Annotated in this window: 18 protein-coding genes and 1 tRNA gene; 10 read left to right on the top strand and 9 right to left on the bottom strand. The window is 67.3% G+C overall.

Annotated elements, in window-relative coordinates:
- Positions 1–35 precede the first annotated feature (35 nt).
- Both ACFWF1_RS08675 and ACFWF1_RS08670 read right to left on the bottom strand, forming a co-directional pair.
- A complete protein-coding gene (locus ACFWF1_RS08675; protein ID WP_379284574.1) occupies positions 36–530 on the bottom strand; it encodes a DUF3830 family protein in 495 nt (164 codons plus the stop codon).
- Between the two features lie 48 nt (positions 531–578).
- The gene (locus ACFWF1_RS08670; protein ID WP_379284573.1) at positions 579–1,820 is read right to left on the bottom strand and encodes an aspartate aminotransferase family protein; all 1,242 of its coding nucleotides are present in this window, start codon (positions 1,818–1,820) and stop codon (positions 579–581) included.
- Positions 1,821–1,965: 145 nt separating this feature from the next.
- On the opposite strand from ACFWF1_RS08670, the gene ACFWF1_RS08665 reads away from it, so the two are divergent.
- Together ACFWF1_RS08665 and ACFWF1_RS08660 are read left to right on the top strand one after the other, a co-directional pair.
- Positions 1,966–3,435, top strand: a complete 1,470-nt coding sequence (locus tag ACFWF1_RS08665; RefSeq protein WP_379284572.1) for an NAD-dependent succinate-semialdehyde dehydrogenase — start codon at positions 1,966–1,968, stop codon at positions 3,433–3,435.
- Positions 3,432–4,517: a tartrate dehydrogenase gene (locus ACFWF1_RS08660; RefSeq protein ID WP_379284571.1), complete on the top strand. Its 1,086-nt coding sequence runs from the start codon at positions 3,432–3,434 to the stop codon at positions 4,515–4,517. Before ACFWF1_RS08665 ends, ACFWF1_RS08660 begins: the two co-directional genes overlap by 4 nt.
- A gap of 202 nt (positions 4,518–4,719) precedes the next feature.
- Here the strand turns inward: ACFWF1_RS08660 and ACFWF1_RS08655 are convergent, their stop codons facing one another.
- Positions 4,720–5,388: a metal-dependent transcriptional regulator gene (locus ACFWF1_RS08655; RefSeq protein ID WP_379284856.1), complete on the bottom strand. Its 669-nt coding sequence runs from the start codon at positions 5,386–5,388 to the stop codon at positions 4,720–4,722.
- 236 nt (positions 5,389–5,624) lie between these two features.
- Between ACFWF1_RS08655 and ACFWF1_RS08650 the strand changes: the two genes are divergently transcribed.
- The 4 genes from ACFWF1_RS08650 to ACFWF1_RS08635 all read left to right on the top strand — a co-directional run bounded on the left by ACFWF1_RS08650 (position 5,625) and on the right by ACFWF1_RS08635 (position 11,086).
- Positions 5,625–6,596 carry a bifunctional riboflavin kinase/FAD synthetase gene (locus ACFWF1_RS08650; protein ID WP_379284570.1) on the top strand — a complete coding sequence of 324 codons (972 nt, stop codon included), beginning with the start codon at positions 5,625–5,627 and terminating at the stop codon, positions 6,594–6,596.
- Positions 6,597–6,781: 185 nt separating this feature from the next.
- A complete protein-coding gene (rpsO, locus tag ACFWF1_RS08645; protein ID WP_357378623.1) occupies positions 6,782–7,051 on the top strand; it encodes a 30S ribosomal protein S15 in 270 nt (89 codons plus the stop codon).
- 373 nt (positions 7,052–7,424) lie between these two features.
- Positions 7,425–9,704 (top strand): polyribonucleotide nucleotidyltransferase, encoded by a 2,280-nt coding sequence (locus ACFWF1_RS08640; RefSeq protein ID WP_379284569.1) that lies wholly within the window; start codon positions 7,425–7,427, stop codon positions 9,702–9,704.
- An 86-nt stretch (positions 9,705–9,790) separates the two neighbouring features.
- On the top strand, positions 9,791–11,086 hold the full coding sequence (locus ACFWF1_RS08635) for a M16 family metallopeptidase (RefSeq protein ID WP_379284568.1): 1,296 nt from the start codon (positions 9,791–9,793) through the stop codon (positions 11,084–11,086).
- A 75-nt stretch (positions 11,087–11,161) separates the two neighbouring features.
- Here the strand turns inward: ACFWF1_RS08635 and ACFWF1_RS08630 are convergent, their stop codons facing one another.
- Positions 11,162–11,491, bottom strand: a complete 330-nt coding sequence (locus ACFWF1_RS08630; RefSeq protein WP_379284567.1) for an ArsR/SmtB family transcription factor — start codon at positions 11,489–11,491, stop codon at positions 11,162–11,164.
- 93 nt (positions 11,492–11,584) lie between these two features.
- Here ACFWF1_RS08630 and ACFWF1_RS08625 point away from each other — a divergent pair, with 93 nt between their 5' ends.
- Entirely contained in the window at positions 11,585–12,805 is a 1,221-nt protein-coding gene (locus ACFWF1_RS08625) for an MFS transporter (RefSeq protein ID WP_379284566.1), read from the top strand.
- Between the two features lie 73 nt (positions 12,806–12,878).
- Positions 12,879–12,950, top strand: a tRNA-Gly gene (locus ACFWF1_RS08620).
- A 129-nt stretch (positions 12,951–13,079) separates the two neighbouring features.
- Here the strand turns inward: ACFWF1_RS08620 and ACFWF1_RS08615 are convergent.
- The gene (locus ACFWF1_RS08615) at positions 13,080–13,562 is read right to left on the bottom strand and encodes a MarR family winged helix-turn-helix transcriptional regulator (protein ID WP_379284565.1); all 483 of its coding nucleotides are present in this window, start codon (positions 13,560–13,562) and stop codon (positions 13,080–13,082) included.
- Between the two features lie 84 nt (positions 13,563–13,646).
- Between ACFWF1_RS08615 and ACFWF1_RS08610 the strand changes: the two genes are divergently transcribed.
- Positions 13,647–14,528, top strand: a complete 882-nt coding sequence (locus ACFWF1_RS08610) for a VC0807 family protein (RefSeq protein ID WP_379284564.1) — start codon at positions 13,647–13,649, stop codon at positions 14,526–14,528.
- On the opposite strand, the gene ACFWF1_RS08605 is transcribed toward ACFWF1_RS08610, so the two are convergent.
- The 4 genes from ACFWF1_RS08605 to ACFWF1_RS08590 all read right to left on the bottom strand — a co-directional run bounded on the left by ACFWF1_RS08605 (position 14,515) and on the right by ACFWF1_RS08590 (position 18,559).
- Positions 14,515–15,429 (bottom strand): transglutaminase-like domain-containing protein, encoded by a 915-nt coding sequence (locus tag ACFWF1_RS08605; RefSeq protein ID WP_379284562.1) that lies wholly within the window; start codon positions 15,427–15,429, stop codon positions 14,515–14,517. The genes ACFWF1_RS08610 and ACFWF1_RS08605 overlap by 14 nt on opposite strands.
- Positions 15,430–15,521: 92 nt before the next feature.
- Positions 15,522–16,457 (bottom strand): FAD-dependent oxidoreductase, encoded by a 936-nt coding sequence (locus ACFWF1_RS08600; RefSeq protein WP_379284560.1) that lies wholly within the window; start codon positions 16,455–16,457, stop codon positions 15,522–15,524.
- A gap of 114 nt (positions 16,458–16,571) precedes the next feature.
- On the bottom strand, positions 16,572–18,044 hold the full coding sequence (locus ACFWF1_RS08595; RefSeq protein WP_379284558.1) for an SDR family oxidoreductase: 1,473 nt from the start codon (positions 18,042–18,044) through the stop codon (positions 16,572–16,574).
- Between the two features lie 107 nt (positions 18,045–18,151).
- Positions 18,152–18,559 carry a hypothetical protein gene (locus ACFWF1_RS08590; RefSeq protein WP_379284557.1) on the bottom strand — a complete coding sequence of 136 codons (408 nt, stop codon included), beginning with the start codon at positions 18,557–18,559 and terminating at the stop codon, positions 18,152–18,154.
- 207 nt (positions 18,560–18,766) lie between these two features.
- On the opposite strand from ACFWF1_RS08590, the gene ACFWF1_RS08585 reads away from it, so the two are divergent.
- Positions 18,767–20,170 (top strand): pentapeptide repeat-containing protein, encoded by a 1,404-nt coding sequence (locus ACFWF1_RS08585; RefSeq protein WP_379284556.1) that lies wholly within the window; start codon positions 18,767–18,769, stop codon positions 20,168–20,170.
- The last annotated feature ends 62 nt before the right edge of the window (positions 20,171–20,232 follow it).

The following is a 20,232-nucleotide window of genomic DNA, read 5'->3' as shown; positions in this document are numbered from 1 at the left end:
ACACGGGTTGAAGGGCGCCTTCGGCCGGGGTGCGGTTAGGCGCGGGCGAAGGCGAGAGTTTCGCCGGACACTCCGTGTAGCCAGAGGTCGTTGCAGGCGGTGGCGATGTCGGCCAGGCCCTCTTCGATGGTGGCGAAGACGTTGCCGGGGACCCAGCCCATGTCGCCGTTGATGAGTAAGTTGTTGCGGCCGTAGAAGATTGCGAGGTCGGTGGCGCCCTGGTCGTGGTGGGCGGTTGAGCCGGGGTCGTAGCCGTAGGCGGGGTTGCCGATCTCCCAGGGTTCGAAGTCGAAGAGGCAGACGTCGCCGGGGATGGGGGTGACGGTTGGGTTTTCGCGGTGAGGAGCCGCGGTGAGGCGGGGGACCAGGGTGTACACCTCGTTGCGGGCGTACTTGGCGTGGAAGGCGTCCCCTTCCTGGGGGAGCGCGTCCCACACTGCGGCGCAGGTGTGCGGTGCTTCCGTGTCGAGTAGCCGGGCGCGGCAGGTGACGGCGGCCTTGGTCAGGGTGATGGTGATGTAGCGGGCCATCGGTTTCTGCTTTCTGGTCGTCGGTCGGGGTGGGCAGAGCTACGGGGGTCAGAGTTCGGCCAGTACTTCGGTCCAGATCGCGAGCGCGTCCTCGATCTGAGTATCGGTCACGATCAGCGGCGGGATCATTCGCACCACGTTCATGTGCGCGCCGCAGGTGAGCAGCAGCAGCCCCTTCTCGACCGCGCGCCGTTGCGCGGCACTCGCCGTCTCGGTGTCGGGTTCGCCTGTCGCGGTGGTGAATTCGGCACCGGCCAGCAGCCCGAGGCCGCGTACGTCACCGATCGCCTTGGTGGCACTCGCCTTCAGCCCGTTCAGCAGTTGCTCTCCGCGTGCCGCCGCGTTGTCCACCAGATGCTCGGATTCGATGACCTCGAGCGTCGCCACCGCCGCCGCACAGGCCACGGCATTGCCACCATAGGTGCCGCCCTGCGAGCCGGGCCAGGCCTTCGCCATCAGTTCGCGGGAGGCCGCGATACCGGACAGCGGGAACCCGCTGGCGAGCCCCTTCGCGATGGTGATGATGTCCGGCCGCACCTCGAAGTGCTGATGCCCGAAGAACTTTCCGGTCCGCCCGAAGCCGGTCTGGATCTCGTCGATGACGAGCAGGATGCCGTGCCGATCGGCTCGTTCGCGCAGCCCACGGAAGAACGCGGTGTTGCCCGGAATGTATCCACCTTCGCCGAGCATCGGCTCGACCACGAACGCGGCGGTTTCGGCGGGCGAGGTGATGGTGGCGAAGAGGTAGTCGAGCTCGCGCAGCGCGAACGTGGTCGCCTCTTCTTCGGTCCAGCCGTAGCGGTAAGCGGTCGGGAAGGGGGCAACGTGCACACCGGACATCAGCGGACTGAATCCGGCCGAGAATCGGGTGCCCGAGGTCGTCATGGTCGCCGCCGCGACGGTGCGGCCGTGGAAACCGCCGTGGAAGACCACCACATTCGGCCGTCCGGTCGCCTGGCGGGCCAGCCGCAGCGCCGCCTCGATCGCCTCGCTGCCGGAGTTGGCGAAGAACAGCGTGTCCAAGCCGTCCGGCAGCACCGTGCCGAGGCGTTCGATGAGCTGCAGCATCGGCCGGTGCATGACGGTGGTGTATTGCCCGTGAATCAGGCTCGCCACCTGGGCCTGCGCCGCCGCGACCACGTGCGGATGGCAGTGGCCCGTGCTGGTCACGCCGATGCCCGCGGTGAAGTCGAGGTAGCGGCGCCCGTCGGTGCCGTAGAGGTAGCAGCCGGATCCGTGGTCGACGGTCACCGGGGTGGCCTGCCGCAGAACGGGCGAAAGTTCGGTCATGGTGATCCGCCTCTCGGAAAGTGGTGCGCTCGCAACATCCGCAGATTGTCTATTGTCGGATTGTTGACAATATGCATAACATGGCGACAGAGGCCGCAGCAATAGCCCGCGGCCCGCGTCCGGTAGCGAAAGGAGGCCCGCGCCGATGCTCACCGAGACCTTGTCCGCCGCGGAGCGAGCCGTAATCGACACTGTGCCAACGGGTTTGTACATCGACGGCCAGTGGTGCGAGACGAACGCCGAGCTGCCCGTCCACGATCCGGCCACCGGCCAACCGCTGTGCGCGGTCGCCGACGCGAGCTCGCGGGACGGACTCGATGCGTTGGCCGCGGCACACGCGGCCCAATCGGCTTGGGCGGCGACACCGCCCAGGGCGCGCGCCGATGTCCTCATGCGCGCACACCACGCGCTACTCGACGACACCGACCGGCTCGCGCTGATCATGACACTCGAAATGGGCAAGCCGCTCACCGAGGCACGCGGCGAAATCGCCTATGCAGCAGAGTTTTTCCGCTGGTTCGCCGAAGAGGCGGTCCGTCTCGACGGCGGCTACCTGCCCGCGCCGACCGGTGGCGCCCGGTTCCTGGTGACCAAACAGCCGGTGGGCCCAAGCCTCCTGATCACGCCGTGGAACTTCCCGATGGCCATGGGCGCCCGCAAAATCGCGCCCGCCCTGGCAGCCGGATGTACCTCTGTCGTGAAACCCGCTGAGCAGACACCCTTGTCGATGCTCGCGCTGGCCGACCTGCTCGATCGGGTCGGGGTACCGCGCGGGGTCGTCAACGTGCTCACCACCGCCGACCCCGGCGCGCTGATGACACCACTCATCCTCGACACCCGCTCCCGCAAGCTGTCTTTCACCGGCTCGACCGCGGTCGGCAAGCGACTGCTCGAACAGTGCGCGCAGACAGTGATGCGCACCTCGATGGAGCTCGGCGGCAACGCCGCATTCATCGTGTTCGACGACGCGGACCTGGACGAGGCCGTCGAGGGCGCACTCGCGGCGAAGATGCGCAACATCGGCCAGGCCTGCACCGCCGCGAACCGAATCTTCGTGCAGCGCGCCATCATCGACGAGTTCTCGCCCCGCCTCGCCACCCGGATGGCCGCCTTGCCGATGGGCCGGGGCACCGAGCCGGGGATCGTCGTCGGTCCGCTCATCGACGCGGACGCGGTGACCAAGGTGACCGAACTGGTCGCCGACGCACGCCGCCGCGGCGCGCAGGTGCTGACCGGCGGCACCGCGATCGAGGGACCGGGCAACTTCTATCCCGCAACAGTGCTGACCGGCGTGCCCGACGACGCGGCGATGTGCCACACCGAAATCTTCGGCCCGGTCGCCTCGCTCGCCGTCTTCGACACCGAGGACGAGGTCGTCGCGCGCGCCAACAACACCCCGTACGGACTGGTCGGCTACGTCTTCACCGAGCACCTCCGCCGCGGCCTGCGGGTCTGCGAGGCCTTGGAAACCGGCATGGTCGGCCTCAACCAGGGCGTCGTGTCCAACCCCGCCGCCCCCTTCGGCGGCGTCAAAGAATCCGGGCTCGGCCGCGAGGGCGGAGCGATCGGCATCGACGAGTTCCTGGAGACCAAATACATCGGAGTGCGCCTGTGAACGACCCCCGCTACCGCATCGCGACGATTCCCGGCGACGGCATCGGCGTCGATGTCACCGCGGCGGCCGTCCTGGTGCTCGACACCGTGCTGCCCGGCATCGAGTGGACCGAATTCGATTGGTCCTGCGCGAATTACCTGCGCACCGGCCAGATGATGCCCCCGGACGGTCCCGATCTGCTGGCCGGTTTCGACGCGATCCTGCTCGGCGCCGTCGGCTTTCCCGGTGTGCCCGACCATGTTTCGCTGTGGGGGCTGCTGATCCCGTTGCGGCGCGCCTTCAGTCAGTACGTCAACCTCCGGCCGGTCCGATTGCTGCCCGGCACCGAGTCGGCATTGCGCGACCGGACCGCCGCGGACCTGGACATCCTCATCGTGCGGGAGAACTCCGAGGGCGAATACTCCGAGATCGGCGGCAAGCACAATCCCGGCCGGTACGACGAATTCGTGCTGCAGGAGTCGGTTTTCACCCGGGTCGGCTGCGAACGGATCATCCGGTACGCCTTCGAGCGCGCCCGCGAACGCGGCGGCCGCCTGTGCTCGGCCACCAAGTCGAACGGCCTCATCCACTCGATGCCGTACTGGGACAGCGTGTTCGACCAGATCGCCGTCGAATACCCCGACGTGCGGACCCGGCAGATGCACGTCGACGCGCTGGCCGCGGAGATCGTGCTGCACCCGGACCGCCTGGATGTGATCGTCGGCTCGAACTTGTTCGGCGACATCCTGTCCGACCTGGCCGCCGCGGTGACCGGCGGGCTCGGGCTGGCACCGTCGGGCAACATCAATCCCGAGGGCGCCGCGCCGTCGATGTTCGAGGCGGTACACGGCAGCGCCCCCGATATCGCCGGGCAGGGCATCGCCGACCCGGTCGCGCAGATTCTCGCGGGCGCGATGCTGCTCGAGCACCTCGGCGAACACACCGCGGCCGCAGCGGTCGACCGTGCCGTCTGTGACGTACTCGGCGCGGGCCACGTACTGACACCGGACCTGGGCGGCACTGCGACGACCACGGACCTCGCCACGGCAATCGCAAGTCGTGCAGCCGAATTGGTAGGCGCGATAGGTGCCGATTCGCACTGATGCTCGCGCCTGACGCGAGCCGCATGGCGGTGCGCCGCACACTCGAGCGATGAGCCGCCCGACTATGCGGTAAGTCGAATGGTCAGGCGAGGTGCCCCGTCCTCACGCGGTGCGCCGCACCGTCAACCGATTAGCCGCCCCCGCAACCGGTGAGCCGCCCCCGTAACCGGTGAGCCGCCCCCTCAGCTGGTGCGCCGCACCCTCAGGTGGTGAGCCAGATCGCTTCGGCGGCGGGACTCCCCAGGTCAGTAGGCGTTTCAGCGGTCCCGATGCGAATCGCGATGGTACCCGCGAAGTCTCGGCGTTCCACCACGGTGATCGCGGTGTCCAACGCGATACCGACCGAGTCGAAGTACCGCAGCATGTCGGGATCCGAGTCGGAGATGCGCGCCACCCGGCCGGACTCGCCCGCGTGGAAGTCGCTGAGCTGCCGTGCCGGCGGGGTCGGCACCGCGCCGTCGACCGACGGGATCGGGTCGCCGTGCGGATCACGGTCGGGGTAGCCGAGTTTGGCGTCGATCCGGGCCATCAGCAGTTCGGAGACCGCGTGCTCGAGCACCTCGGCCTCGTCGTGCACCTCGTCCCACCCGTAGCCGAGCTCGTTCACCAGGAACGTCTCGATCAGCCGATGCCTGCGCACCATCGCGATCGCGGCCAGGCGCCCACCTTCGGTGAGGGTGATCGAGCCATACCGGGCGTGCTCGACCAGCCCTTGATCGGCGAGCTTGCGCACGGCCTCGGAGACGGTGGACGCGGACACCCCGATTCGCTCGGCGAGCAGCTTGGTCGACACCTTCTCCTGCGACCACTCCTGTGCGGTCCAGATCACCTTCAGATAGTCCTGGGCTACCGAGGAGAGCACGGGCGCGATCGTCGCGGTGCCGCCGGTGGCTTGTCTCGGCGCAGCAGCGTCGGCTAGCTCACGGCGGGTGGCGATGTCTCGTTTACCGGGCACATACTCGAGCTTAAGCACATGCCTCCCGAATGACACAGCTCGCCGCACAGTGGAACCAGGGATTCACCACCCGTACACAACACCGGAAGCGTTGCGTGACATCGCAGGCTTCGGTCGAACCCCGTTCAGCTGCGCGATATAAGCTGCCGACTGTGCAGAGATGGCGAGGTCTGGACGATGTGCCCGCGGACTGGGGCCGATGTGTGCTCACGATCGGCGTCTTCGACGGCGTGCACCGCGGTCACGCGCAGCTGATCAGCAGAGCGGTGAAATCGGCGGCCGCGCGCGGTGTTCCCGCGGTGCTGATGACCTTCGATCCGCATCCGATGGAGGTGGTGCGGCCCGGCTCGCATCCGGCGCAGCTGACCACGCTGACCCGGCGGGCGGAATTGGCCGAGGAATTGGGCATCGACGTGTTCTGCGTGATGCCTTTCACACAGGCTTTCATGAAGCTGACCCCCGCGCGCTACGTGCACGATCTGCTGGTCGAGCGGCTGCACGTGGTCGAGGTCGTGGTCGGCGACAACTTCACCTTCGGCAAGAAGGCCGCGGGCACCATCGACACCATGCGTGAGCTCGGCGGACGCTGGGGCTTCGAGGTCGACGGCGTGAAACTGCTCGGCGAACACGCGGTCACCTTCTCCTCCACCTACATCCGCGCCTGCGTCGACGCGGGCGACATGGCCGCCGCGGCCGAGGCGCTCGGCCGCCCGCATCGGGTCGAGGGCGTGGTGGTGCACGGCGACGGCCGCGGCCGCCAGCTCGGCTTCCCGACCGCGAACGTCGCGCCGCCGATGCACGCCGCGATCCCGGCCGACGGCGTGTACGCGGGCTGGTTCACGGTGCTCGGCCCCGGCCCGACCATCGGCACCGTCACGCCGGGTCAGCGGGCGATGGCCGCCATCTCGGTCGGCACCAACCCCACCTTCTCGGGCCGCGCCCGCACTGTCGAGGCGTATGTGCTCGACGGTGAGGCCGACCTCTACGGCCAGCACGTCGCGGTCGATTTCGTCGACCACGTGCGCGGTCAGCGCAAGTTCGATTCGATCGACGAACTCATCGAACACATGGGCCGCGACGTGGAGACCACGCGCAAGATCCTCGCCGCCGCGGACGACCGATAAACCTGCCGCGCCGATCCCTTTTGTCCGCTCGATAATTGGCTCGAATTCGGACAAAGCCCGGCCGATTCGGTCGGCAGAATCCGATCCGGTAAGGTAGATCCTCGGGTTTGCTGCGGTCCGCGGTGGCACCCGGCCCGGGTAACCGGAACTTCGAGCGCGGGACTGAAATAGGGAGTGGATGCCGCATGGCTCTGACCACTGAGCAGAAGTCGACGATTCTCAAGGAATACGGCCTGCACGAGAAGGACACCGGCTCGCCGGAGGCCCAGATCGCGCTGCTGTCCAAGCGGATCTCCGACCTCACCGAGCACCTGAAGGTGCACAAGCATGATCACCACACCCGGCACGGCCTGCTCGCGCTGATCGGTCGCCGTCGTCGGCTGTCGAAGTACCTGGCCGCCAACGACATCCAGCGCTACCGTTCGCTGATCGAGCGTCTCGGCCTGCGCCGCTGATAGCTCCACACGCCGGCTACCCGAGGTAGCCGGAGACCCGGCCAGCGGGGAGACGTACAATCTCCCCGTTGGCTATTCGTGTATGCGGGCCGCAGTCTTTTGCGTGGGCCCGAAATACGACGACATTGCACAGCCGTGAGCACCCGCCTGCGTGGCGTCGGTCTTCGGTAGTGGCCTCCCGGCAGGGCAGATACCGCCGGCGGGCTTCGATCGATGACCGCCTCCGCGTCGCCGTGATCCAAGGGGATTCGGCCGGGTGCACGTGCCGCAGCCAGGATGGTTGCCGCGCGTCCGTACCAGGTACGGCTGACGAAGAGCCGGATCGCGCCAGATGGCGCTCGATCCGGCGAAGACGAGAGGTTGAGAGCAGAGAATGACCGAAACAACAGAACGCAAGTCCTCGGCCGTAGAGGTCGAGCCCGGTGTGTTCGAATCCGTCGCGCTGATCGACAACGGCAGCTACGGCACCCGCACCGTCCGCTTCGAGACCGGCCGCCTGGCCCGTCAGGCCGCCGGCGCGGTCGTGGCCTACCTGGACGACGAGACCATGCTGCTGTCCGCGACCACCGCGGGCAAGCACCCGAAAGACCAGTTCGACTTCTTCCCGCTGACGGTCGATGTCGAAGAGCGCATGTACGCTGCGGGCCGCATCCCCGGCTCGTTCTTCCGTCGTGAGGGCCGTCCGTCCACCGACGCGATCCTGACCTGCCGCCTGATCGACCGTCCGCTGCGCCCGTCGTTCGTCGACGGCCTGCGCAACGAGATCCAGGTCGTCGTCACGATCATGAGCCTGGACCCGAACGACCTGTACGACGTCGTCGCGATCAACGCCGCGTCCGCGTCCACCCAGATCTCCGGTCTGCCGTTCTCCGGCCCCATCGGCGGCGTGCGGGTCGCGCTCATCGAGGGCCAGTGGGTCGCGTTCCCGACCGTGGAGCAGCTCGAGGGCGCCGTGTTCGACATGGTCGTCGCGGGCCGCGTGGTCGAGTCCGGTGACGTCGCGATCATGATGGTCGAGGCCGAGGCCACCCTGAAGGTCATCTCGCTGATCGACGGCGGCGCACAGGCGCCGACCGAGGCTGTCGTGGCCGAGGGCCTGGAGGCCGCCAAGCCGTTCATCGCCCGTCTGTGCAAGGCACAGCAGGATCTGGCCGAGCTGGCCGCCAAGCCGGTCGGCGAGTTCCCGCTGTTCCCGCCGTACCAGGCCGATGTCTACGAGGCCGTCGAGGGCACCGCCAAGCGTGAGCTGGGCGAGGCGCTCGGCATCGCCGACAAGCAGGAGCGCGAAGCGAAGATCGACGAGATCAAGCTCGACGTGCTGTCCCGCCTGGGCGACGACTTCGTCGGCCGGGAGAAGGAACTGGGTGCCGCGTTCCGCTCGGTCACCAAGAAGCTGGTGCGCCAGCGCATCCTGACCGACGGCTTCCGCATCGACGGCCGCGGTCTCGCGGACATCCGTGCGCTGTCCGCGGAGGTCGCCGTTATCCCGCGCGCCCACGGTTCCGCGCTGTTCGAGCGTGGCGAGACCCAGATCCTGGGCGTCACCACCCTCGACATGGTGAAGATGGCCCAGCAGGTCGACTCGCTCGGCCCGGAGACCAGCAAGCGCTACATGCACCACTACAACTTCCCGCCGTACTCGACCGGTGAGACCGGCCGCGTCGGTTCGCCGAAGCGTCGCGAGATCGGCCACGGCGCGCTCGCCGAGCGGGCCCTGATGCCGGTGCTGCCGAGCCAGGAAGAGTTCCCGTACGCCATCCGTCAGGTGTCGGAGGCGTTGTCCTCCAACGGTTCCACCTCGATGGGCTCGGTCTGCGCCTCGACCCTGTCGCTGCTGAACGCCGGTGTGCCGCTGCGGGCGCCGGTCGCCGGCATCGCGATGGGCCTGGTGTCCGACACGATCAAGAACGACAAGGGTGAGGACGAGGTGCGCTACGTCGCCCTCACCGACATCCTCGGCGCCGAAGATGCCTTCGGCGACATGGACTTCAAGGTCGCCGGTACTCGCGAGTTCGTCACCGCGCTGCAACTCGACACCAAGCTGGACGGCATCCCCTCGCAGGTGCTTGCCGGTGCGCTGAGCCAGGCGTACGACGCACGCACCGCCATCCTGGAGGTCATGGCCGAGGCCATCGACACCCCGGACGAGATGAGCCAGTACGCGCCGCGCGTCACCGCGATCAAGATCCCGGTCGACAAGATCGGCGAGGTGATCGGGCCCAAGGGCAAGGTGATCAACCAGATCACCGAGGAGACCGGCGCCAACATCTCCATCGAGGACGACGGCACGGTTTACGTCGGTGCGACCAATGGCCCCGCGGCGCAGGCAGCGATCGACATGATCAACGCCATCGCGAACCCGCAGCTGCCGAAGGTCGGCGAGCGCTTCCTGGGCACGGTCGTCAAGACGACCGCCTTCGGCGCGTTCGTCTCGCTGCTGCCCGGCCGCGACGGCCTGGTGCACATCTCCAAGCTCGGCAACGGCAAGCGCGTCGCCAAGGTCGAAGATGTGGTGAACGTCGGCGACAAGCTGCGCGTCGAGATCGCCGATATCGACAACCGCGGCAAGATTTCGCTGGTCCCGGTCGAGGAGAACGCCGAAGAGCCGGCCGAAGCCGAGACCGTTGATGCGGGCGCGGCAGCGACCGAGTAGTACTTGTCTTTGTGACGACGAAGAAGACGACAGCCCCTCTGCTCCGACGCGAGCAGGGGGGTTCGTCACTGGAGCTGCGAGCCAACATGATCGATCCCGGCGTACAACGCACCGTGCTACCCGGCGGGCTGCGTGTGGTGACCGAGCATGTCCCCGGCGTGCGCTCGGCCTCGATCGGCGTCTGGGTGGGTGTCGGCTCGCGCGACGAAGGCCCCACCGTCGCCGGTGCGGCGCACTTCCTCGAACACCTGCTGTTCAAGGCGACCCCGACGCGCACGGCACTGGATATCGCACAGGCGATGGACGCTGTCGGCGGCGAGCTCAACGCGTTCACCGCGAAGGAGCAGACCTGCTACTACGCGCACGTGCTCGACGAGGACCTGCCGCTGGCCGTGGACATGGTCTCCGACGTGGTGCTCAACGGGCTGTGCCGGGCCGAGGACGTCGACCTGGAACGTCAGGTGGTGCTCGAGGAGATCGCCATGCGCGACGACGATCCCGAGGACCTGGTCGGCGACGCGTTCCTGTCCGCGCTGTTCGGTGACCATCCGATCGGGCGGCCGGTGATCGGTTCCATCGAATCCATCGAGTCGATGCACGCGGCGCAGCTGCGCGGCTTCCATTCGCGGCGGTACCGGCCGGACCGGATGGTCGTCGCGGTCGCGGGCAATGTCGAACACGATCACACGGTGGAACTGGTGCACCGCGCGTTCGAGAATCGGCTCGATCCCGCGGCCACCCCGGCCAAGCGGCGCGAGGGCCGGTTTCGGCCCGCCAGCGAGCCGGAGCTGCACTGGAGCCACCGCGACAGTGAACAGGCGCATCTGGCGTTCGGCGTGCGGGCCTTCGGGCGGCATGAAGGGGAGCGGCGCTGGCCGCTCTCGGTGCTCAACACCGTGGTCGGTGGCGGGCTGAGTTCCCGGCTGTTCCAACGGATTCGGGAGGAGCGCGGGCTGGCGTACTCGGTGTACTCCAGTGTGGACACCTTCGCCGATACCGGCGCGTTCTCGGTGTACATCGGCTGCCAGCCGGAAAACCTCGGCAAGGTGGCTACTTTGGCGCGTGGCGTGCTCGAAGAGGTTGCGGCGAACGGCATTACGGATGCCGAATGTGCTCGCGCCAAGGGATCGTTGCGTGGTGGGCTGGTGCTCGGCCTGGAGGATTCCGCGTCGCGGATGAACCGCATCGGGCGCAGTGAGCTCAGCTACGGCAATCACCGCAGCGTCTCGGAGACGTTGGCGCGGATCGACGCGGTCACTACCGACGAGGTCTGCGCCATCGCGAATACGCTGCTGTCGCGGCCGTTCGCGGCGTCGATTGCCGGGCCGTATCAGCGAACTCGCGAACTGCCCGCCGCGGTGCGCAGGCTCGTCGAGGGCTGACGCATCAGTTCTCTGCGCTGAAATTCGCTGGGGCGCACGGCGTTACGGATGCGCACCCGCGAATTTCAGTGCGGCTCAGGCGTCGCTGGCGCGGTTGGCGTTGTCGACCACCGAGGCGAGCAGGCCGGGCAGGGCGGTTTCGACGTCCGCGGCGCGCAGGCGCTGCCAGATCTGGCCGTCCACGATCACCCGCTCGATCACGCCCGCCTCGCGCAGGATCTTGAAGTGATGCGTCGCGGTCGACTTGTTGATCACCTCGTAGAGCTCGTTGCAGCGGACCGCGGTGCCCGCGTTGCTCAGGCGGCGCACCATCTCCAGGCGGATGGGGTCCTGGATCGCGCCGAGCACGGTGGACAGCGGGGCCACCGGCGGGGCCTCGGCCGCCGCCTCCTTAGCTTCGGTCATGATCTACCTCACTCCGGGGTTTGATGATCGTCATACTAACTGTACTGTCGTACGAGGTTCGATCATTATCAAACTTACCTGATCGGAGTTTCGATGGCAGCGACGATAGCGGTGCCCGCCGCTGACGAGCGGACATCACAACGCTGGGCCTACGGGCTCATCTTGGCTGCGGGTGGGGTCGCGCTGGGGGTTTCCGGGGTACCTGCCCCGCTGTATGGCATGTATCAGAAGGAGTGGCACTTCTCGCCGCTGACCACGACCTTCGTGTTCGCGGTGTACGCGTTCGCAGCCCTCGGCGCGGTGCTGGTGTCCGGCAAGATCTCCGATGTGGTCGGGCGCAAGCCGGTGCTGCTCGGTGCGTTTGTGACGATGATCGCCGGGCTTGCGGTGTTCCTGCTGGCCGACAACGTGGTGATGTTGCTGATAGCGCGCGCGTTGCACGGCTTCGCGGTCGGTGCGACGGTGGTCGCCGGTGCGGCGGCGCTGCTGGATCTGCGGCCCAAGCACGGCGCGCGGTCCGGTCAGCTCACCGGTGTCGCGTTCAATATCGGTATGGCCGTGGCTATTCTGGGTTCGGCGCTGCTCGCGCAGTACGCGCCGCATCCACTGCGCACGCCGTACGTCGTCATCACCGTCGTGTGCCTGCTGATCGGTATCGGCGTCATCGCGCTGGAGGAGCCGCACACCGGTCGAATCCCCGGTCGCATCCGGATCGCGAAACCGTCTGTGCCGTCGGAGATTCGGGGCGACTTCTGGTTCTCCGCGCTCGGCGTGATGGCGGCCTGGTCGGTGCTCGGCGTGCTGCTGTCGCTCTACCCGTCGCTCGCCTCGGCCGAAACCGGTATCCACAACTTGGTTTTCGGCGGCGCGGTAGTCGCGTCGACCGCACTGGCCGGCGCTACCTCGCAGCTGTTCGCGACCAAGATCCCGGCCCGGCGCGCGGCCATCGGCGGCGACACCGGCATGGCGGTGGCGCTGTTGCTCACGGTGCCCGCGTTGCACACCGGTAACTGGGTCGTGGTGTTGCTGGCCGGTGTGCTGCTCGGCGCCACCTTCGGGCTCGGCTTCGGCGGTTCGCTGCGCCACCTGTCCGAGGTTGTGCCGCAACACAAGCGGGGCGAAACCATGTCGGCGTACTACCTGCTCGCCTACACCGCGATGGCGCTGCCGACCATCCTGGCCGGTTGGGCCGCCACCACCTGGGGCCTGAGCACGGTGTTCCCCTGGTTCGTCGTGGTCGTCTCGCTGGCCTGCCTGAGCGCCGCCGGACTCGGATTGCGCAGCACCCGCGCGGCCGCCGAACAGGGCGCCTGAGCACGGATTGGCATTTTCCGCCGCCGATCGGCTAAAGTTTTCAACGCATCACGGAGTCACCCGGGATGCGCACGCGGATGTAGCGCAGTGGTAGCGCATCACCTTGCCAAGGTGAGGGTCGCGGGTTCAAATCCCGTCATCCGCTCTTATTTCAGCACTGGTCTGGTCATTCGGATCAGTAGTTCTGCGAGGTGCCTGCCGAATCTTCCCCGCGGCACCGAACTTCCGAAGCGGCGGCCTCGTGGCTGCGAGTTCCGTTCCGCCGCAAGGCGACTCAGCGCGCGAAGTCGGGGGCCGAAATTCGATGCGTGTTGGCCACCAGGATGTCGGTCGTCCGGTCGATCCAATCGCTGATCGCCTGCAGTTCCGCGGGGGAGTACCTGGACATCAGTTCCGTCATCTCCGCGCCGAACGGGACGAACACCGCGGCCAATAGCGCGTCGACCCGCTCGTTGGGCACGAGCTCGACGAGGACCTTGCGTCTGTCCTGCGGATCACGGGTGCGCTTCGCGTAACCGGCCTTCTCCAGCCGATCCACCAGGCCGGTCACCGCGCCGGTGGTCAAGCCGGTGTGCTCGGCGATGGTTCCCGCGGGCACCGGGCCGAGGATGCGCAGCGTGTCCATGCACTTGCGCTCGACCGCGCTGAGACCGAGCAGCTTGCCGGTCGCGGCATGGAAGTTCACCATGGCCGATGCGAATTCGCGGCCGAGCAGGGTCGGGTCCGGGGCTTCCGCTGGTGGTACCTCTTGCGTCATGTCACCAACTTACCTTAGTCTCTCGTTATCTTAGAAACTAAGATGATTATCGACTGAGATATTCTGAAGAGATGGGTGGGCTGCATGGATGGCGCGATCGAGAAGCGGAAGAAGGCACGGTGGCTGCTGCTGACGGTCGCGAACGCGGCCATCGATCTGTTCCTGCCGACGGTGGTGTTCGCGCTGCTCGCGCCGACCGGGTTGCCCGCCGCGATCCGCTTGTCCATCGGCGGGACATTGCTGGCCGCCAAGGCCATCGGCGGTGGACTGCAGGCCGGCGAATTCCGGTGGCGATTCGCCATTGTCCTGACCGCGGTGTCCACCGCGGTGCTCGTCGGGTGCTACCTCGGCGGGCTGGGGGACACGATGAGCATGGTGGTGGGTGCGGTTGTCGCCGGGCTGATCGTCATCGGCGATCTCCTGCGAACCCGGTTGCGGGGCAGTGGAACACGCCCGGTCGACCGGTTCGCGGTGTTGGTGCTTGCCGAAGTCGTGGCCGGTGTCGTGTTGACCTCGATCAGCGGCGATGCGCGATTTGTGCTGGCCCGCAGTTCGCTGTACATCGCGGTCGGTGGGATCGTCGTGCTCGCCAGTACCTGGACGGATCATCCGTTCATGCGGGACGCACTCAAACCCGTTGCCGCGAAGGGGGATCCGCTGCGGGCCGCGGGATTCGACCGAACGTGGTCGAAGTCGGCGCGGTTTCGGATGATCTACCGGTTCGTCACCGCGACATTGGGTTCGGTGTTGCTGGCCGACGCGATATTGCGGGTCGTGGTGATCTACAGTTACCCGCCCGACGAGGCAGGGGAGTCGTCGCTGGTGTCCGGTCTGCCGTTGATTGTGCTGGTCGGGTTGTGGCTCTTCATCAATCGCACCTTCGTGGTGCCTCGGGCCGAGCGGTTGCTCGATCTGGAAATGGCTCAGGCGCAGCGGATGCCGGATGCCGAGCTCAGCGCAGGGTGATCGGGCGCGGTACTCCGGCGGGTGGTGTCGCGGTGTGGATCATCGCGGGCACCCGCAGTGCTCCGTCATCGAAAGCCTTACGGATACGGTCGGTTTCGGTTGTCGGGTCGCGGAGTAGGTCGCTCAGGGTGTCCATTTCGGTAATCGTTTCTGCCGCGACTTCGGTGGAGAGGTCGAGTGGTCCCCAGAGGTCCCAGAGGATCATCTCGTGCTTGTTCAGTGCGGCGAGATCGAGCACGAGGTTGTGCAGCAGGTAGGGCCAGCCGCGCAGGAATGGTGCGGGCTGGTCGGGGGAGACGACGCAGCGGGCCGGGTCGGATTCGCCGTTGCGGCAACGGGTCCAGGCGTCGGCGGCGACGAGGAAGCGGTCCTTCGGGACGTCGAGCACGTCCAGGGGTGCGCCATCGGTGGGATCCTGATAGCCGGGCGGGAACTGTGGGTCCATGAGTCGCCAACGGCGCTGCCCGGCATCCCAGACTTCGGCGATTGTGTGGTCCACCGCCCAGCCCGGCATCAGGTACGTGGCGAAACCGGTGCGGCTCCGGGCCGGAATCCCGTGCTGGCGGGCCATGGCGACGAACAGCAGTGTGAAGTCCCGGCAGCACCCGACCACCCGCTCGGTCGGCGCGCGTTCCGCGTCGAGCGGTGCCGGATTCAGGTCGTGGAGCCTGGCGAAGATGTCCTCGGCATAGCGGAGGTCGATCTCCTCGCGTCGCTGCGGGGCGAAACCGTGCTCGGTGATGTCGCCGTTGCCCCAGAAGTGGAACACCAGCCCGGCGGCGACCTCGCGCAGTGCTGCCGGGTCAGGGTCGAGCGCGGCGACCCACTCCGCGAACGTGCCTGGATCGGTGAACGTGCTCTGCGTCGTGTACCAGCTGATATCGGGTTCGGTGCTGTTCATGGACGTGGCCCTCCGGTCGAAGTGGTGACCACCTACGTCTATGGCCTGACACGGTGTCAGAGTCAACGAATCTGCCGGAGTTCCCCGACCGCTCAGTCGGCGAGCATGCCCGCGACCGCGCGCGCACTGCCCCACGAGAGGCTGACGCCCAGCCCGTCGTGGCCGTAGTTGTGCACGACCCTGGACTCGCCGATCCGTTCTTCGTCGACCCTGGCCTCCGTGCGGCCCGGCCGGAGACCGACCTCGTGGCCGACCACCTCCGCATCGGCGAGCTTCGGCTCGACCGCGATGCAGCGGCGCAGAATCTGGTCGGCCACTTCGGGATCGGGGTCCAGACTCCACTGCCCGCGCTGCCGCACGCCGCCGAGGATCAGGCGATCGCCGTGCGGGAAGAAGCCCGCCCACTCACACTCGCCGCCGATCTCGACATAGAAGTCGACGAGGCCGGGATTGCGCACGATCACATGCTGTCCGCGCACCGGTTGCACGGCCTCGTCGTCGGCGAGTTTGCCCGCCGCCACGCCGGTGCAGTTCACCACGACCGGTGCGGCGGCCGCGGCCTCGGCGAGGTCGCGCACCGTCCGCTGCTCGATCTCGACGTGCTGCGCCGCCAGCCGTTGGGTCAGGTACCGCAGGTAGCGCGGCAGATCGATGAGCGGTGCCGTGCACCAGAAGCCGAACAGCATGCCATCGGGCAGTTCGTCCGGGGCGCACATGTCCACGTCGACGAAATCGTGCACCCAAGAAGGCGGTTCGGGCCAGGAGCTCGAAACCTGAAGTCCGCGTTCGAAATGCAACCCGGACGCGGGATCGTCGGCCAGCCGCGAGAATTCGTCGAACGTGACCCGGCTCCACGCCGAATCCCTTGGCGTAGTGCCAGGCCCCCACAACCCACTGGCCACCGCCGAGGTCGTCCGCTCCGGCAACCGCTCCGCCCAAACCCGGACCCGATGACCTTCCTCCGCCAGGCACACCGCAGTGGTCAGCCCGATAACGCCCGCCCCGAGTACCAACACATCATTAGCCATATTCGGACGGTACTCACGAATCCCGTTCTCCGGCTTGGAAAGAACGAATGAGCACGGCTCGAGACCCGAGTAGTAGCCGCACGTGTCCATCGGCTACGTGCAGGATGCCGGCGGTCACGAATCGCCTTGACGTTCAGTCGCTTCGGCGGCGCCGGTGATATTGCGGACCATACCGCCGAAGACGACCTCGTGGAACGGGGAGATCGCCTTCCAGTACGCATGCCCGGACAGACCACGCGGCTCGAAGACCGCCCGTTGCCGATACATCGTGCCGCCGCCCGGCTCAGGCTCCGCGGACAGTTCCAGCCAAGCATCTCCCGGCACTCGCATCTCCGCACGCAACCGAAGCAGTCGCGGCCGCTCGATATGTTCGACCCGCCACCAGTCCAGCGCCTCACCAGCCCGCAGCCGGTGCGGATCACGCCGCCCCCGCCGCAGTCCGGCGCCGCCCGCGAGCCGATCGATCCAGCCACGGATCGACCAGGCCAGCGGGAACGAATACCAGCCGTGCTCGCCGCCGATGGCTTCGATGACCTGCCAGACGGTTTCCGGTGCGGCGTCGGTGTGTCGTTCGCGGACATCCTGATACAGCGTGCCGCCGGACCAGTCCGGGTCGCTGGGCAGCGGATCCGACGGCGCACCCGGAGTGTCGGCGTCGGACCAGCGCGTCGGCACATCGAAGTCGCGGATCTTGGCGAGCGCGAGTTCCACCGCACGCTCGAAGCCGGTCAGCCCTTCCGGTGGGTCCGGGATGTACTCGGCGATGTCGTGGTCGCCGCAGACGACCTCGTGCACCAGCGACTCGATCAACGGCACGGCGATCGCCCGCGGCACCGGGGTGACCAGGTTGACCCACTGTGCCGACAACCACGGCGTCAGCACCGGGACCGGCACCACCGCGCGCCGCGGCAGCTTGGCGATCACCGAGTACCTGCGCAGCATGTCGAGGTAGGTCAGGACGTCGGGCCCGCCGATATCGAAGGAACGGTTCACCTGTGGTCCGAGTGCGCCTGCGTGCGTCAGGTAATGGAGCACGTCGCGGATCGCGATCGGCTGTATGCGGTTGTGCACCCAGCGTGGCGTGATCATCGCGGGTAGTCGTTCGGACAGGTAGCGCAGCATCTCGAAGCTCGCCGAGCCGGATCCGATGATCACCGCGGCACGAAACTCGACGGTGGGAACGCCGGAGCCGAGCAGGATTTCGCCGACCTCGGCCCGGGAGGACAGATGCGGCGACAGCCGCTCACCCTTCGGGATGATGCCGCCCAGATAGACGATCCTGGACAGCCCGGCCGTCAAAGTCGCGGTCGCCACGATGCGCGCCGCGCGGCGATCGATGTCGACGAAGTCGCGTTGCGTCAAGGAATGAACCAGGTAATAGAGGACTTCCTGGTTTTCCAGCGCGGCGGTCACTGTCGTCGGATCGGTGACATCACCCGTGACGATCTCGACGTCGTCGTGCCACGGCACCTCGTCGAGCTTGCCCGGGTTGCGCACCATCACCCGCACCGAGTGGCCGGCGGCCACGAGTTCCGGGACCAATCGTCCGCCGATGTAGCCGGTCGCGCCGAACACCACACATTTCATGGACAGCCTCCGAGTCGCGGTGCGCTGGGACAGTCCGGTGCGCGGACCGCTGAGTGCCGCACGTTTGCTGCACCCTTTCTACCGGACGGGAGCGGTACGGCCGTGGATCAGTCGCCGGGGGCGTCGGTCTCGTGCAGTACCCGCCAGCTGTAGCGAGGCGGGCTGGACTCGGTGGTCAGCACCGCCGTCGTCCAGCGGTCGGCGTGCTTTCCGGAGAAGTGGTGTCGTTCCATGAAGCGAACAACGGTCACCTTGCCCTCGGTGAACAGCACCTCTACCTCGGAGATCTCGATATCGAGGCCGGGCCGGGAATGGCGCGCGCGGCGCAGTCCCGACAGCAGCTCGGAACGACTCAACCGTGCGCCGGACGTGGTCACCATGGACATCGTGTCGTGCTGGGTCGCGGCGAATCGTTCCAGGATGTCCGGTTCCGCGTCGGTCCCCAGCCAGGTGGCGAGCAGCGCGTGCACGGCCTCGACCTCGGCGACCGGGTCGAGCGAATCGGAAGCAGACATGTCCGCAGACTACTCGAGCGAGCCGTCCGAGTAGCCCAGCGACGCGGCCGCCCGCTGTCCGTATTGGGCCACTCGGCGCCTACGCGTCGCACTCGGCAATAGCGCCGCTGCCACGCATGGATAGAGGACATTTGAAAGCGTTTGGGGCGCAGCGATAGCCGATCTTGTCCGGTAGTCGACGGGCGGCAATGCGGCTACCATGCGCTAATGCGATGGGGGAGGTTGGGCGACCGACTGCACCGCGCGGCGTTGCTGCTCGCGGTGCTGGTGGCGGTTGTCTGCGGCCTCGGTATCGCAGCGCTCACCTGGTGGCTGCTGTGGCTGGCGCTCGGGGCCAAGGCCGAGACGCCGAATCAGCTGGACCTCACCAAGATCGCGTTGGCGGTCGCCGCGGGCGTCGGCGCCGCGGTCGCCCTGGTGGTGGCCTACCGGCGGCAGCGCGACCTCGAACGCGGGCGCTTCGCCGAACTGTTCGGGGCGGCCTCGCGGCAACTGGGCGATGCCGATGTGGCGGTGCGGATCGCCGGGGTCTACGCGATGACCGGGATCGCCGACGAGTTCCGTTCGCCGAGCCGCCGCCAGCAGTGCGTCGACGTGCTCTGCGCCTACCTGCGACTGCCCTACGACCCGGTCGCCGGCGCGAATCACCTTGTCTCGCAGGCGGAGACGGTGGACGAGTCCGGCCTGAAGGTCGAACGGGTCTATCAGTTCCGGCAGAACGATCGGGAGGTGCGCCGCACCATCGTGCAGGTGATCGCCGATCATCTGCAGCGCTCGGCCGACACCTCCTGGTCGGATTGCGAATTCACCTTCAACAACGCCGTCCTCGAACGCGCGGACTTCCGGCACGCGGTGTTCACCGGGCGCAACATCTCGTTCGCCCGCGCGGTGTTCATCGGCCGCACCACCTTCGAGCACGCGATCTTCGCGGGTCCGCACGTCACGTTCCGCGACGCGGTCTTCGAAGACGGTCCCGTGCTGTTCGAGCACGCGCAGTTCGGTTCGACCCGACCGGAGAAGGCCGAACGTGCCAGTTACGGCACCACTTTCGACGGCGCGACGTTCGACGGTTCGGTGTCGTTCGAGAAGGCCAGCTTCGTCGGGGCGCGAACGACTTTCAACGGCGTGCGAACCAACGGTGCGCGAACATCGTTCCAGGACACGAAGTTCCACGCCGAACTCACGTCGTTCGAGCGTGCGACCCTGGACGGTCAGCACCTCGCCTTCACCGGTGCCGACCTCACCAGCCCGCGAATCACCTTCGCGGGCGCCCAGTTCGAAGCGGGCACCGTCGACTTCGACGACACCCGCATCGGCGCACCCGCGCGCATGCGCAACCGCGGCACCCGCGAAACCGACTTCAGCCGAGCCGAATTCCACGGCACGACCACCTTCACTGGCACCACCTTCGCCGGCCGCGCCGTCGATTTCACCGAGGGCGACTTCTTCGGCGACATCTCCTTCGTCGACGCGCGCTTCACCGCAGGCGAAGTCACCTTCGATCGCCCGCGGGCCTGGGTCGGTACCCATTTCGACTGGGACGACATCCCGACTCGTAAGCCGGGCAACGTGAAGCCCAACCCGTGGCCGCCGGAGTTACTCGCCGACTGACGGATTATCCGTTCGCCCTGAATACACACCGCGACAGTCGAATAGCAACTGGAAAGCGATCA

The organism is Nocardia sp. NPDC060255 (assembly GCF_042727395.1).
Taxonomy (GTDB): domain Bacteria; phylum Actinomycetota; class Actinomycetes; order Mycobacteriales; family Mycobacteriaceae; genus Nocardia.
The sequence above is the reverse complement of the archived record's forward strand: the minus strand, read 5'-3'. Positions and strand labels throughout refer to the sequence as shown.